Here is a 14991-nt window from a genome sequence, read left to right as displayed (position 1 = left end):
GCTTCGAGGCCGAGGCCCTACCGGCGCAGCATGGAGCGGAGCAGCTCCAGGGCCTCCGTCACGTTCTGCCAGACCTGGAGCGACTTGACGCCCTCCCCTTCACCCTGGATGGCGCGCCGCGAGGCCCGCTCCAGGGGGAGGAGCACGCCCTCCACCAGCTCAATCTGCCGGCTCAGCTCCGCCGGAGACGGCCCGGCGACGGCCGTGCGCTGGAGCGCCTCCGCCGGCACGCTGGCCGACACGTTCACCGGCCGGTCCGCCAGCGCGGCGATGGCCCGCGAGAGCTGCTCCATGTAGGGCCCGAAGTCCGGCGCGGGCGCCTGCGCCGCCACCACGGCCGGGGCCGCCGACGGCTGCGCCTGCACCGCCACCCGCTCCGTGAGCGCCTTGAGCAGCTGCGCCAGGTGCTTGAGGTACGGCGCCAGGTCCGGGGCCGGCGCGGCGGCAGGGGCCGGCGCGGGCGGCGGCGTGGCCATCACCTCGCGGCCCACCTTCGCCACCTCCAGCACGGCGTCGCGCAGGGACTCCAGGTGGGGCAGCACCTCCCCCGCCGGATGCGTGTCCTGCTCGCCGCCACGGGACACCTGCGCGGCCGCCTGCACCACCGCGTCGCGCACGGCGCCGAGCTGCTCCTCGATTCCGCTGAGCTGGCCGGTGACGCGGGCCACGGGGTCGTCCTCCTTGCCCCCCATGCGCTTCACGCGCGCGAAGCCCTGCTTGATGTCCTCCCAGCGCTTCGCCTTCTCCGGCGTCAGCCGGCCGCGCATCTCCGCCAGCTTGAGCAGGTTCTGCTCCGCCGCCGTGGTGAGCGTCTGCGACTCGCCCTGGTAGTGGTCGTCGATGAGCCGCTCCAGCTCGTCGTCCGTCATCGCCGCGACGACCTTCTCCGTCAGCTTGTTCATGTTGCGGTAGCTGCCCTGCAACTTGAACGCGGGCTCACTGCGGAAGCGCTCGTCCTGCGCCGCCGAGGCGATGTACTGCATGTTCACCTTCAGCAGCACCGACTGCACCTTGAACATGCGCTGGAACACCGCGACGACTTCCTGCAGCTCCGCCGCCGCGTAGCCGTGCTTCAGCTCGCCCGCGGGCACCTCCTCGCCCTGCGCCATGCGGATGAGGCGGTGCGTGTCGGCCGGGTCCCGGGTGGCCAGCGGCGCCGTCGCCAGGTTCGAGGTCAGCGCGTTCTCGATGTAGCTGAGCGCGAACAGGTGCTCCTTCCCGTCGAGGATGTCACCCAGGTTGTAGGTGTCCGCGCGGTTGGCGAGCATGTCGGGAATGCGGAAGCGCTCGCCCGTCTCCGTGTACGGGTTGCCCGCCATGACGACGCAGAACTTCTTGCCGCGCAGGTCGTACGTGCGCGTCCGGCCGTTCCACACGCCTTCAATCCGGCGCTGGCCGTCGCAGAGCGAGATGAACTTCTGGAGCAGCTCCGGGTCCGTGTGCTGGATGTCGTCGAGGTAGAGCATCACGTTGTTGCCCATCTCGAAGGACAGGTTGATGCGCTCCACCTCCTGGCGGGACGTGGCGTTGGGCGCCTCGGCCGGGTCCAGGGACTTCACCGCGTGGCCCAGGGCGGGGCCGTTCACCTTCACGAAGGTGAGGCCCAGCCGGCTGGCCACGTACTCCATCAGCGTCGTCTTGCCGTAGCCCGGAGGCGACATGAGCAGCAGCATGCCCATGCGGTCCGTGCGCTTGCCCTCGCCCGCCGCGCCCAGCTGCTTGGCCAGGTTGGCGCCGATGAGCGGCAGGTACACCTCGTCGATGAGGCGGTTGCGCACGAACGAGCTGAGCACCTTCGGCGTCAGCTCCTCCAGCCGCAGCTTGCGCCGCTCGCGGTCCAGCAAGTCGCGCAGCATGGCGCGGTAGGCCTGGTATTGCGGCACCCGCACCTGCCGGAACTCGCCCGTGCGGGCGAGGAACTCGTCCAGGCGCACGGGCAGCTTGCGGTCCTGGATGCGCGGGTGGTTGCCCAGCAGCGCGGTGACTTCGCTGGCCGTCAGCGCGCCCGCCGGCTCGCGGTCCAGCTTGCGCTCGGTGAGCAGCAGCACCGCCGTCTCCAGCGCCACGTGCGTCCACGCGCCGGGGCCCTCCTCGCGCTGGGTCAGGTACGCGTCCACCCAGGCGCGCGAAATCTCCAGCCGCGAGCCCAGGTCCTTCTCCAGCCCGCGCAGGTCGTCCTCGAAGGCCGAGCGCGAGCCCTGCCGGTCCAGCTGCCCGAGGAACAGGTCCTTCAGGGCCAGGGCCTCGCCGCTGGTGGTGAAGCGCGGGCGCTCCACGCCCAGCTCCTCCACGAGGTAGCGGCCCGCCTGCCGCGCCTCCGCGGGCGAGTGCGCGAGGCCGTGCGAGGTGAGGAACGCGGCCACGCGCTCGCCCAGCTCGGTGCCCAGGTCCGCCATCCCGCCGGTGGAGGCGAAGGTGGTGCGCAGCCGCGAGAGGCTGCGCGCGCGCCGGTGGAACAGCGCCCGGCCCGCCTCGTCCGCGTCGAAGGCCCAGTACAGCGCGGCCCAGGCGCGCGGCACCGGGGCGAAGCGCAGCAGGCCCGCGCCCTGGTGCAGGTGGAGCAGCTTCTCCAGCAGCGCCGCCGCGTCCGCGTCGTGCACGCCGCGCTCGTAGCCCTCGTCGAAGCGGTCCGCGGCGTACGCGCGCACCCGCTCCAGCAGCGTGCCGCCCAGCGCGGCCTCGTGCAGGACGGACAGCGTCAGCCCGCCCTTCCCGTCCTCCGCGTCGGACAGGACACACGCGGCCAGGTACTCCGCCCGGTACATGTCGCGAGACTCGGAGACGAGGTGCTGCTCCCAGAGCTCGCGGTACTTCAAGAGCTCCGGGTCCTCCACCTTCTGCGAGTAGTCCGTGCCGGTGAGCTGCAGGTACAGCGCGCCCTCGCGCGGCACCAGCGTCAGCTCCAGCGGCTGCGTATTCACGTTGAAGCGGTACGTGCCCAGCTTGATGAGCGCGTCGCCGTCCGCGAACAGGTCCTGCTTGTCGCGCAGCGCGCGCAGCGCGTCCTGCTTCGCGGACTTGATGCGCGACTGGACCTCGTCCGCGCGCACGCTGTCCTGCAGGCCCATCAGCTGCTCGGCGAGCTGCCGCAGCTTGAGGATCATCGCGTCCGACGCGAAGTACCCGTTGAGCTCGTCGTCCGACTTGAACGACTTCGCGCGGCGCTGCACGCCCTGGAGGATGCGCTCCGCGGCGCTGAACAGGCCCTGCGCGCGGCGCTGGCGCTCGTCCACCAGCGACTGCTTCCGGGCGCCGAAGGCCTCCAGCAGCTCCTCTCGCTTCTGGGTGATCTGCCCGAGGAACTCGTCGAACTCGCCGAAGCGGCCCTCCAGCTCCTCCAGCTGCACCGTGAGGCGCGACAGCGCCTCGTCACAGCGCTCCGGCGAGTCCGCCTGCGTGAGCGCGCTCTCGATGCTCTGCCCCAGCAGCTTGAACTGGGCGCCGAACTCCGCGCGCTTCTCGCGGCCGGACAGCTCCTTGCGCTTCGCCCCCAGGCTGGCGCGCACCCGGTTGAGGCGGCTGAACAGCTCGGAGATGCCCTCCAGGATGCGCGCGCGGGCCAGCGGGTCACCCACCTGGAGCCCGCCCACCACCTCGCCCAGCACCTCCAGGCCGTGGGCCGTCTTGTCCACGTCCTCGCCCAGCGGCGCCAGCTCGGTCGTCGTCTGGATGGGCTCCAGCTTCGCCAGCAGCTCGTCCAGGCGCGTGGCCAGCGGCTGGAGCGCCTCGCCCTTCTGGAGGAAGTCCACGCAGGCCGCGCTGGCCTTGTCGGACGCCTCCACCACCGCGGCTTCCAGGGCCTCCACCCGCCCCAGGTCCATGTAGCGGATGTCCTTGAGCGTAATCAGGTGGCCGCGCTGCTTGCGCAGGTCCGCCAGCGCCTGCATGAAGGACTCGGCGGTGGTGAGCTGCTCGGGCAGCACGCGCAGGAGCAGCTCGTCCTGGGTCGTCACCGCCGTGGCGAGCGACTCGGTGGCGCGCTTCTGGAGCGTGAGGACCTTCTCGAACTCGTCGATGATGAGCTCGGAGGTGCGCCGCAGCGTCTCCACCGGCTCCCGCAGGGCCGTCTCCGCGTGGCCCAGCCAGTAGTACGCGTCCAGTGAGCGGGTGGCCGCGGCCGCCAGGTCCTCGTAGGTGCGCCGCGTGGGCTTGTCCGTCTTCGCGATGCGCTGGAGCGTCAGCGCGTCGGAGATGCCGCGCACCAGCTCCGCGTTGCCCACCTTGCCCAGGTAGCCGGGCGCCGGGGGCGTGGCCGCCGCGTGCTCGGCGGAGACGAACGGCGTCTGCCAGACCTGCATGGGGTGGACGCGGGTGGGCTCCGCGGACGTGGAGCGGAAGAGGACCAGCCGCCCGTCCGAGAAGAGGCTCATGCCGTGGCCGACGAGGGGGTTCTGCACCTCCTTGCGGACCAGGTTGTACGGGAAGAGCACGTAGGAGCCCTCGTCCCGGCGGTGGAAGACGTAGAGCACGTCCTCGCCGTTGGGCGAGCGGATGGCCCGCTTGAACTCCATGCCCTCGCTGGCGGCGGCGCCGTCGAAGACCTTGAAGTCCCCTGTCTGCAGGTAGTAGCCGCCGGGGAAGACGATGCCCTGGTCCTCCGGCAGCCGCACACAGGCCTGGCCGATGGCGTCGATGCGCACCACGTGCTGCGTGCGCGAGTTGAAGACGAGGTAGCGGTGCGCCTTCTCACGGAAGGGCAGCACCCGCAGCAGGATGAGCGTGCCCACCTGGGCCCAGGCGAACTCCGCGTCGTCCAGCGACTGGTCCGGGTCTTCCACCGGCTCGCTGTAGATGCCCATGCCGGTGGAGGTGTTGTCCTCCACCTTGATGGTGAGGTCGCCCTTCACCGTCTCCACGAACACCTGGTCCAGCACGTTGACGTGCGGGTGCTGGCCGGTGACGTAGTTGTCGCGCGTGGCCACCGTCCACTCGAAGTCGTGGGACGCGGGGAAGACGTGGTCTCGCTCGCCCTGGTTGTCCAGGTAGGTGGCGCGGCCCTCCAGGTCCACGTTGAAGCGGAAGACCTTGATGTCGCGCAGCGACTGGCCCGTCTGGAAGATGGCCAGCAGGCGCGAGTCCAGCCTGCGCAGCTGCAGCAGCTTCGCGTCCTTGTAGTACTTGTACAGCTCGCCGAAGTCCTTCACGAAGCGCGGGTCCGCCAAGAACCCGCCGGCCTCCGTGTTGGGCACGGTGGAGAAGTCGAAGCCCTCCTCCGTCTTCACGAAGCGGTGCAGCGAGAAGACGTCGGACACCGACGTCTCCTTCTTCAGCCCGATGAAGACGTTGTAGCCGAAGAGGAGGTACTCCCCGACGGCGGAGATGTCGCGCGGGACGCAGTTGTTCTCGGTGCGCACCCGCTCGTTGCCGATGACGGAGAGCTCCGTGCCGCCAAAGAGCGCCTTGCGACGCGCGTTGAGGTCGTTTGCCTTCGCGCCGAGCGCGTCCGCCTGCGCCAGCAGCCGCGTGCGGATGACCTCGTAGCTGCCGCCCTCCAGCGCCGCCTCGCCCGAGGGAGCCGCGCCCTTGCCGTCACTTGCCATGGATGTTCACCGGAAGAAGCGTAGACCCCCGCCGAACCCGCCTCATGGGGGAAGCGGAACCGGGGGTCGTCGTACGAACCCGCCGCCACCGCGACGAAGCGCGGTGGCGGCCCCATCAGCCTCTCAGCCCTGCTTGTCGGCGGAGGGCCGGCTGTCGTCGCCCACCAGCGCCTTCAGGCCCGCGGTGGTGGAAGCCACCGGGCTGGACGCCATCTTGTGCAGCAGGGCGGCCACGGCCAGGTTCTGCGCGTCGCCGCTCAGGCCCGGCTTGGAGAGGATCTCCTTCAGGTCCGCCGGCAGGTCCTTCTCGCCGTTGAGGTAGCCGCCGAGCGCCTTCTTCAGCGACTCGCCGTGGTCCATCGCGCCGTCCACCGCGGTGCCGAAGGACACCGCCTTGACGAAGCGCTCGAAGAACTGGCCGTCGCCGCCGACAATCTGGAACTTCGCGTTGGCGAACGCCTTGGCGAGCACTTCCGCCTGGGCGTGGGCGATGTCCTTGCGCACGCGGATGGTCTCCAGCTCCACGTCGCGCTCCTTGTTGAGCTTGAGGCGGAACTCCTCGTGCTCGCGGCCGACGCCGTCCATCAGCTTCATGGAGGCGGCCTTCTCGGCGAGGCCCCGGGCCTCGGCGAACAGCTTCTCCTGGATGCCCGCGGCCTCCGCCAGCTGCTTCTCGCGGATGGCAATGGCCTCCGCCTCGCCGCTCTTCTGGACGGCTCCGGCCTCGGCCTCCTGGATGCGGGCGCGAGCCAGGCCCTTCTCCTGCTCACCGGCGGCCTCCGCCAGCATGCGCTCGCGGACGACCTGCGCCTGGGCGTGGCCCTGCTTCTCGATGGCGCCGGCCTCGGCCTCCTTCACGCGCACCTGCGCCATGCCGAGCTTCTCGGTGGCCTGCGCGTCCGCTTCCTTCACCCGCACCTCGGCGAGGCCGTGCGCGGCGGACTCGGCCTGGATGCCCTCGGCCAGGCGCATCTTCGCCTTGGCCGACTTGTCGGCGGCCTCGAGGTCCGCCTCGGCCAGGGTGAGCTTCTCCTTCGCCATGAACACGGCCATCTCGCTGTTGGCCTTGGCGGCGTTCACGTCCTTGACGGTCTTCTCCTGCGCCTGGCCCTCGGCGGTGATGATGAGGGCGTCCTTCTTGCGGGTGGCGTCGGCCTTCACGCGCAGGTCCTTGATGCGCTCCTCCTCCTCCGCCACCGTCTTCTCCACGGCGATGCGGGCGCGCACCACGTCGGCGATGAGCTTCTTCTCGCCTTCGAGCGCCTTCTCCTTGGCGATGCGCTGCAGCTCCGTCTCGCGCTCGCGGTTGATGGCCTCCAGGGCGCGGTCCTTCTCCACGCGCTCGGTCTCCACGCCGACCACGCGCTCGCGGTTCTTCTGGGCCACCTCGACCTGGCGCTGCTTGTTCTGCTCGTTGATGAGGATTTCCTCCTCGGCCTTGATGCGCGCCAGCTCCGCCTTGGCGTGCTCCTCCTGCTTCACGCGCTCGGCCTCGGCGGACTCACGGGCGTGGATGCTGTCGATCTCCCGCTTCTGCTTCGCGGCGGCCTCCTCGCGCTGGCGCTCGAGGGCGAAGATGGCCTCATCCGCCTCGACGTTGCGCTTGGTGACGGCCATGCGCTCGTCCTGGCGCAGCTCGTTGGTGAAGACGTTCTGCTTCGTCGTCAGCTCGGTGATCTTCCGGATGCCCTCGGCGTCGAGGATGTTGTCCTTGTCGAGCATCTCGACGGGGGTCTGCTCCAGGAAGTCGATGGCGCAGTCCTCCAGCATGTAGCCGTTGAGGTCGCGGCCGATGACCTGGACCACCTGGTCCTTGATTGCGTCACGCTTGGTGTAGAGCTCCACGAAGTCGAAGCTCTTGCCCACCGTCTTGAGGGCCTCGGAGAACTTGGCCTCGAAGAGGTTCTCCAGCGTCTCCTGGTCGGAGGCGCGCGCGCAGCCGATGGACTGGGCCACCTTGAGCACGTCCTCGCGCGTCTTGTTCACGCGCACGAAGAAGGTGACCTTGATGTCCGCGCGGATGTTGTCCTTGCAGATGAGGCCTTCCTTCCCGCGACGGTCGATTTCGACCGTCTTCAGGGAGATGTCCATCACCTCGGCGCGGTTGATGATGGGGTACACCACCGTGCCGGTGAAGGTGACGTGCGGCTCGCTCTTCAGCGTGTTGACGATGAGGACCTTGCCCTGGTCCACCTGGCGATAGAGCCGGACGATGGTGAGGGCGATACCACCGAGGACGATGACACCCACCGCGATGATGGGGAGGAGCTGGTAGAGTTCCATGGCCTTTCCTGTACGTGATGACCGCGGGCCTTGTACCAAGCTCCGGAAGCCCCCCGCAAAAGCCTCCCGGATTGTGCTGTGCCGACGGCCACCCTCCCAAAGGGTCTCCGCCGGAAGTCTCTCTTCAGTGACGAGCCCTGGCGCGAGCGATGCTGGCGGCCTTGCCCGGGTCGTCGAGCTGCTGTGCTTCTTCCGGGAGGAGCCAGTCCACCGGCTCCACCTCGTAGACGTGCCGCTCGGCGTCGTAGCCGAGGATCAGCGCCGGGTCTCCCCGCTTGAGGCCGTTGGCCTTGGCGCAGACGACGTTGAGGATGAGGCCCGCGCCCCCGTCCTCGAAGGTGGCGTGGCCGAAGCGCTCCGTCACGCTGCCGCTGGAGATGTTGCACACGCGGCCCATCAGCTCCTGACGGCCGGGCGCGCGCTGGGCCACGAAGATGGGGCGCAGCGGCCGCACGGCGAGGCCGGAGACGACCATGGCCACGACGAAGCACGCGAGGCCCAGGGTTCCGCTGATGAGCCACGAGGGGAGCGCCGGCCCCAGCGCCGCGTGCACGGGGCCCGCGCTCAGCAGGGACAGCGTCCAGGAGATGAAGCCCACGAGGCTGACGGACACGGTGAGGGGGATGCCCGCGAAGCCCAGCGCCGCGAGGATGCCGCCGTCCACGTCCGCGGCGTGGTCATGCGCGGCCGCGGCCTTGACGCCGCCTTCCAGCGCACCGCCCGCGGCCTTGGCGCCGCCCTCGAGCGCGCCGCCCGCCGCCTTCATCCCGCCCTCGAGCGCGCCGCCCGCCGCCTTCATCCCGCCCTCGAGCGCGCCGCCCGCCGCCTTCATCCCGCCCTCGAGCGCGCCACCGGCGGCCTTGGCGCCGCTCTCGAAGTCCAGGTGGCCATCGAGCATGTCGATGCCCACCGCGCCGATGATGACGAAGAGCCAGTACGTCAGCACCACGCCCATGACGATGGTGAAGACGGCGGTCGGGAAGGCGAGGATGGCGCTGAGGAACTCAGTCATGGGGCCCGGCAGGCACTCTAATCGACCTGTATTCCCATCGAAAACGCCGCCGGGCGCTTTTCTGGCGGCTCCCTGGGCAGGCATCCAGGCGACGCCTGGGTTGTCGCGCGGCCGGGGGCTGCGCACTACAGGGAGGCCCCCTGTGCATGGAGCGCCGGGGTCTACCTGTCCTGCGGACCCATCCCATGATGACGCACGCCGAGCCAGCCTCCTGGATGGAGCCCTCCAAGGGGGGGCGGAGCCGCTCGAGCAGCGAGACTCACCTGGAGCGGCTCCAGCGCACGGGCATCCGGCGGGTGGGCACGGCGAAGCGCGGCTTCCGCTACGTGCGCGCGGATGGGAAGGCGGCGACGAAGGCGGACCGCGAGCGCATCGACGCCATGCGGCTGCCCCCGGCCTGGACGGACGTGGCCATCGCCCCCTCCCCCACCGCGCACCTGCAGGCGGTGGGCAGGGACGCGGCGGGGCGCTGGCAGTACCGCTACCACGCGTCCCATACGCGCCGGCAGGAGGAGGAGAAGTTCCAGCGCATCGTCGGCTTCGCGCGGGCGCTGCCGCGCATGCGGCGACGCGTGAATGCGGACCTGCGCAGGAAGGGGCTGGGCCGGGACAAGGTGCTGGCGTGCATGCTGCGCATTCTCGGCTCGTGCTTCATCCGCCCCGGCAGCCAGCAGTACGCGGACGAGAATGGCAGCTTCGGCCTGGCCACGCTGCGCCGGCGGCACGTGTGCGTGGCGGGCGACACGGTGACGTTCGACTTCCCGGGCAAGAGCGGCAAGCAGCAGCGCCGGCAGCTCAGGGACCGGCGCGTGGCGACCATCGTCCGGCAGTTGATGAGGGTGCCCGGACGGGACGTCTTCAAGTTCGTGGTGGATGACGGCGCCGTGGTGGACGTGCGGCGGCGCCACCTCAACGAGTACATCCAGGAGGTCATGGGCCCGCAGTTCAGCGCCAAGGACTTCCGCACCTGGGCGGGAACGCTCATCTGCGCGTGCGCGCTGGCCAGGGCCCGCGAGCGAGTGAAGCGGGAGACGGGCGGCGACGACGGCCTGGTGAAGAAGACCACCCTCAAGAAGACGATGGTGGCCGCCGTGAAGGAGGCCGCCGAGCACCTGGGCAACACGCCCGCGGTGGCGAAGTCCTCGTACATCTACCCGTCCGTGCTGGCCATGTTCGAGCGGGGCCAGGTGGTGGACCGCTACTTCGAGTCCGTGGACGAGCTGGCCGCCACGACGAGCGAGGGCCTCCACTGCTCGGAGAAGGCCCTGCTCAACATGCTCGGCGAGACGAAGCACCGGGGCTCCGCCCGCCACCAGGTCAGGCCGGGACGAGCTCGATGACGCTGGGAGGCATGGTGGTGGGCAGGATGTTGGCGATCTTCATCCCGGCCTTCTGCGCCAGCGCCGTGTACTCCGCGTCGGTGCGCTCCTGGCCGCCCACGAGCACGAGCATCGCCATGTCGTAGAGGTTGCCGAAGTGCATCGCGTTGTCGCCCGGCAGCACCGTCTCCACGACGAGCAGCTTCGAGTCCGGCCGCATCGCCTGACGGATGTTGCCGAGGATGCGCAGGCTCTTCTCGTCGTCCCAGTCGTGGAGGATCTGCGACAGGATGTAGATGTCCTGGCCCTGGGGAATGGAGGCGAAGAAGTCGCCGTCGACGACGTCGCAGCGCTCCTTCAGCCCCATGGACGCGAGCCGCTCGCGCGCTTCCACCGCCACGTGCGGCATCTCGAAGATGGAGCCGCGGATGGCCGGGTGCGCGCCGAGGATGTGCGAGATGAGCGTGCCGGTGCCGCCGCCCACGTCCATGACGGTGCGGGCCGTGCTGAAGTCATACGCGCTCACCACCGCCGGGGCGTTGAGCGTCTGGTACGCGGCCATGCTCCCGTTGAAGATGGCGGCGTCCTCGGGGTGCGCGGCGAGGTAGTTGAAGAACGTGTCGCCCATGAACTTCTCCACCGAGGGCTGGCCCGTGGTGAGCGACGACTTCAGGTCGCCCCACGCCTGCCAGGACAGCAGGTGGCCGTGCGCGCGCAGCGAGCCGTAGACGGAGCCCGGGTTGTCCTTGCGCAGCATGCTGCCCAGCTCGGTGAGCCCCCAGCACTCCGACTGCTCGTCCTTTCGCAGCACCCCCAGGCCGCTGAGCAGACGAAGCATCCGGCGAAGCGCGGGTGCATGGGTGCCGCTCGCCTTCGCGAGCTCCTCCACGCTCTTGGGGACATCACCGATGGTGTCGGCGATGCCCAGCTCGGCCATGATCTGGAGACATCGAGAGACCCAGAAGCCGTACACCATCTGGGTCATGATGAGGGCCGCGGGAGGAGGAGTGCTGGACGGTCGGGGGTGCTGGCTCATGAATCCTTCTCGGGGGATGAGAACGACAAGAGTGGAACCTAGAAGGTAGGCTGTAAAATCGCTATTGGTCTGTTGGGCATGTCTTGCGGTTTTTTTCCTGTGCGCACCTACACCACCCAGCGTAAAGCCCTGCCTACACCGGCGCTAGAGGCGCTCCGGGGGGCCCTGCTCGGCTCGCGCTTCGTCGCGCGCAGCCCGCTGATGGGGACGTTCCGCGCGAGCCGAGGCTTTGCCTTCATCTTCACGCACGAGGGGCGCGCCACCCTGGAGTCCCGCTTCCCGTTCCTCTCTTGCTACCTGGAGAGGGTGCTGGATCCGGCCGGTGCTCGCGGGTTGCTCCCCTGGGGCGAGCGGCTGCTGGGGGCCCGGAAGCAACGTGCGCCACCCAACGCTTTCTACCTGAACCTGCTGCTGCTGGACGCGGGCACGGCCGTGGGCCGACACATCGACGCGACGCTCCAGGGCCCCAGCGGCGTGCCGGATGCGACGCCGCGCCACGTGAGCGTGCTGTACCTCCAGGTCCCCGAGCGCGCGAAGGGCGGCGAGCTGTGCCTGCTGCGCGACAACGTGCCGGTGGGCGAGGTGCGCCCGCGCGAGGGGATGCTGGTGCACTTCCGCGGGGACCTGCAGCACGAGGTGCGGCCCTTCACGGGAGGCGCGGAGGGCGCGCGGCGGGCGAGCCTCGTGTGCGAGCAGTACGTCTTCCCGCCCGAGGCGCTCGCGCGCATCCCCTCCTTCCGCCTCCAGTCGAAGGCCGGCTTCGCGGCCTACCTCGACGACTGGCGGGAGCGGCCCGACGCCGCCCCCGCGGGCGAGCTGGAGTAACCCGGCGCGGGACTTCAGGTGGCGGGCTTCAGGCGCAGGTCCGCCGTGGGAGCGAAGCCGGGCGGGCGGCGGTGGTGCGACGCCTGCTCGTAGGCGTAGGCGAGCTTCAGCAGCGTGGGCTCGCTCCAGGCGCGGCCGATGAAGGACATGCCCACCGGGAGCCCGAAGACGTAGCCGACGGGCACGGTGAGGGTGGCGTAGCCGGAGACGGCGGCGGGCGTGGAGCTGCTGCCCAGCCAGTGGTCGCCATTCACCAGGTCGATGAGGCCCGGAGGCGCCTGCGTGGGGGCGACGAGCGCGTCCAGCTTGTGCTTCGCCATCACCGCGTCCAGGCCCTGCTCGCGCGACAGCTTGCGGCAGTCCGCCAGGGCCTTGCGGTACTTCTTGTCCGTCAGCGGCCCCTTCGCCTGCGCCATGTGGAATAGCTCCTGGCCGAAGTACGGCAACTCCGTGGCCCGGTGCTCGTCGTTGAACTTGATGAGGTCCGCGAGCGTGCGCGGGTGCGTCCCCTGCCCCAGCCCGGCGAGGTACGCCTCCAGGTCCGCCTTGAACTCGTAGAGCAGCACCTCGAACTCGGGCTCGTCCAGCTTCGACGCCGTGGGGATGGGGGCCGGGTCGATGATGGTGGCGCCTTGCGCCTTCATCAGCTCGATGGCCTGGTCCACCAGCGCGTCGGAAGGCGCGTGGTAGCCGAAGAAGCGCTCGCGCGGCACGCCGATGCGCGCGCCCTCGAGGCCGTTGGGGTCCAGGAACTTCGTGTAGTCCGCGTGGGCCCTGCCCCGGCTCGCGGCGGTGGCCGCGTCCGAGGGGTCGACCCCCGCGAGCACGGAGAGCAGCGCCGCGGCGTCCGCCACGGTGCGCGTCATGGGGCCGGCGGTGTCCTGGGTGTGGGAGATGGGGATGATGCCGGTGCGGCTCACCAGGCCCACCGTGGGCTTGAGCCCCACGAGCGAGCTGGCCGCCGAGGGCGACACCACGGAGCCGTCCGTCTCCGTGCCCACGGCCACCGCGCAGAAGTTGGCGGCGGCGGCGACCCCGGAGCCCGAGCTGGAGCCCGACGGCGTCCTGTCCAGCGCGTACGGGTTGCGCGTCTGGCCCCCGCGCCCGCTCCAGCCGCTGGAGGACTTCGTGGAGCGGAAGTTGGCCCACTCGCTCAGGTTCGTCTTGCCGAGGATGACCGCGCCCGCCGCGCGCAGGCGCTCGACGATGAACGCGTCGCGCGAGGGCACCGCGCCCACGAGCGCGAGCGAGCCGGCGGTGGTCTGCATGCGGTCCGCGGTGGCGATGTTGTCCTTGATGAGGACGGGGATGCCGTGCAGCGGCCCGCGCGGCCCCTTCTCCTTGCGCTCCTTGTCGAGCGCCGCGGCGATGGCGAGCGCGTCCGGGTTCAGCTCGATGACGGACAGCAGCGGGAGGTCTCCCTTGCGGTCCAGCGCGTTGATGCGCGCGAGGTAGCGCTCCGTGAGCCCGTGCGCGGTGTGCTTGCCGGACTTCAGGCCCGCCTGGAGGTCCGCGACGGTGGCCTCCTCCAGCTCGAAGGGCTTCGAGGCGGGAGCCGCCGCCGGAGCCGCTCCGGCCGGTGGCGCGGAGGGCGCCTGGGCCTGGGAGTCCAGCGTGACGAGGGCGGTGGCCGCGGCCGTGCCGCCGAGGAAGGCGCGGCGGCTCAGGCCCGGGGAGGGACTGCCAGGAGGAGTGGGCTTCTTCATGGGGTGCCGCGCACTACAGCAGCGGCGCGCGGACTGTCGCAAGCGGAGCGTGGTGTGGCCCGAGAGGGCCAACGCGCGCGGGCGGCCCCTGCTACCTTGCCGCCCCCGATATGGCATCCAACCTGACCCTCCTGGCCGGCCCCGACGCCCTGCGGATGATTCGTGAGCGGGGCCTGCGTGGCGATGACGTGGACGTCGTGCCCGGTGCCTCGGGGGGACCGAAGTGGCTGGTGCTCGCGGGCCTGGACCGCGCCCTCTTCGCCGGGCTCTTCCAGGGGCGCACTCGGCCGCTGCACCTGATTGGCTCGTCCATCGGGAGCTGGCGGCTGGCGTGCGTGGCGCAGGCGGACCCGGTGGCGGCGCTGCACCGCTTCGAGGCGGCGTACATCGACCAGCGCTACCCCGCGAAGCCACCCCCGTCGCTGGTGAGCGAGACGAGCGCGCGCATCCTGGACGCGCTCCTGGGCGACGAGGGCGAGGCGCAGATTCTCGAGCACCCCTGGGCCCGGCTGCACGTCGTCACCGCGCTGTGCCGCGGGCCCGTGGGCGTGGAGCACCCGCGCGTGCAGATGCTGGGACTGGCGCTGTGCGCGATGGGAAACCTGGTGAGCCGGCGGACGCTCGGTCTGCACATGGAGCGCGTCATCTTCCACTCCGCGGGCGACACCAGCCCGTTCGCCGGGCTGAGGGACTTGCCCTCCGTGCACCTGCCGCTGACGCGGGAGAACCTGCGCCCGGCGCTCTTGGCCTCGGGCTCCATTCCGATGGTGCTCAGCGGCGTGCGGATTCCGGGCGCGCGGCCCGGGGTGTACCGGGACGGAGGCGTGCTCGACTACCACCTGGACCTGGACTTCGGCCCGGGCGAGGGGCTGGTGCTCTACCCGCACTTCTACCCGTACGTGGTGCCCGGCTGGTTCGACAAGTCCCTGCCCTGGCGGCGCGCGCGTCCGGCCAACTTCCGCAGGGCGCTCCTGATTGCACCGTCCACGGAGCTGGTGGCGCGGCTGCCGGGAGGCAGGATTCCGGACCGCGTGGACTTCGAGCGGCTGAAGGACACGGAGCGCATCCGCGCGTGGAACCAGGTGGTCGCCGAGAGCGAGCGCATGGGCGACGAGCTGCTGGAGCTCATCACCACCGGGCGCCTGGCGGAGCACGTGCGGCCGCTCTGAAGCGCGGGCCCGCCAAAAAGAGCGGCGGCCGGCCTCCTCGAAGGGAGAGCCGGCCGCCGCAAGACTTCTGAAGCTCAGTGGGGAACCGCCGGACCCGGGCC

The 14991-nt window shown here is 70.5% G+C and carries 8 protein-coding genes; 3 read left to right on the top strand and 5 right to left on the bottom strand.

Features of this window, described 5'->3' with window-relative positions; all coding sequences use genetic code 11:
* Nucleotides 1-17: 17 nt before the first annotated feature.
* From ACX9TP_RS21790 to ACX9TP_RS21780, 3 genes are all read right to left on the bottom strand, one after another.
* Nucleotides 18-5540, bottom strand: coding sequence for a DNA repair ATPase (locus ACX9TP_RS21790; protein WP_482981643.1), 5523 nt, complete (start codon nt 5538-5540; stop codon nt 18-20).
* 123 nt (nt 5541-5663) lie between these two features.
* Nucleotides 5664-7823 (bottom strand): hypothetical protein, encoded by a 2160-nt coding sequence (locus ACX9TP_RS21785; RefSeq protein ID WP_482981642.1) that lies wholly within the window; start codon nt 7821-7823, stop codon nt 5664-5666.
* Between the two features lie 124 nt (nt 7824-7947).
* On the bottom strand, nt 7948-8835 hold the full coding sequence (locus tag ACX9TP_RS21780; protein ID WP_482981641.1) for a hypothetical protein: 888 nt from the start codon (nt 8833-8835) through the stop codon (nt 7948-7950).
* A gap of 185 nt (nt 8836-9020) precedes the next feature.
* Between ACX9TP_RS21780 and ACX9TP_RS21775 the strand changes: the two genes are divergently transcribed.
* Nucleotides 9021-10175 (top strand): DNA topoisomerase IB, encoded by a 1155-nt coding sequence (locus tag ACX9TP_RS21775; RefSeq protein ID WP_482981640.1) that lies wholly within the window; start codon nt 9021-9023, stop codon nt 10173-10175.
* Here the strand turns inward: ACX9TP_RS21775 and ACX9TP_RS21770 are convergent.
* The gene (locus ACX9TP_RS21770; protein ID WP_482981639.1) at nt 10153-11190 is read right to left on the bottom strand and encodes a methyltransferase; all 1038 of its coding nucleotides are present in this window, start codon (nt 11188-11190) and stop codon (nt 10153-10155) included. The two genes, ACX9TP_RS21775 and ACX9TP_RS21770, sit on opposite strands and share 23 nt — an antisense overlap.
* 99 nt (nt 11191-11289) lie before the next feature.
* On the opposite strand from ACX9TP_RS21770, the gene ACX9TP_RS21765 reads away from it, so the two are divergent.
* The gene (locus ACX9TP_RS21765) at nt 11290-12015 is read left to right on the top strand and encodes a 2OG-Fe(II) oxygenase (RefSeq protein ID WP_482981638.1); all 726 of its coding nucleotides are present in this window, start codon (nt 11290-11292) and stop codon (nt 12013-12015) included.
* A gap of 14 nt (nt 12016-12029) precedes the next feature.
* Here the strand turns inward: ACX9TP_RS21765 and ACX9TP_RS21760 are convergent, their stop codons facing one another.
* Nucleotides 12030-13721: an amidase gene (locus ACX9TP_RS21760; RefSeq protein WP_482981637.1), complete on the bottom strand. Its 1692-nt coding sequence runs from the start codon at nt 13719-13721 to the stop codon at nt 12030-12032.
* A 110-nt stretch (nt 13722-13831) separates the two neighbouring features.
* Between ACX9TP_RS21760 and ACX9TP_RS21755 the strand changes: the two genes are divergently transcribed.
* Nucleotides 13832-14890 carry a patatin-like phospholipase domain-containing protein gene (locus tag ACX9TP_RS21755; protein ID WP_482981636.1) on the top strand — a complete coding sequence of 353 codons (1059 nt, stop codon included), beginning with the start codon at nt 13832-13834 and terminating at the stop codon, nt 14888-14890.
* The last annotated feature ends 101 nt before the right edge of the window (nt 14891-14991 follow it).

This window comes from Pyxidicoccus sp. M15, from assembly GCF_056858435.1.
The sequence above is the reverse complement of the archived record's forward strand: the minus strand, read 5'-3'. Positions and strand labels throughout refer to the sequence as shown.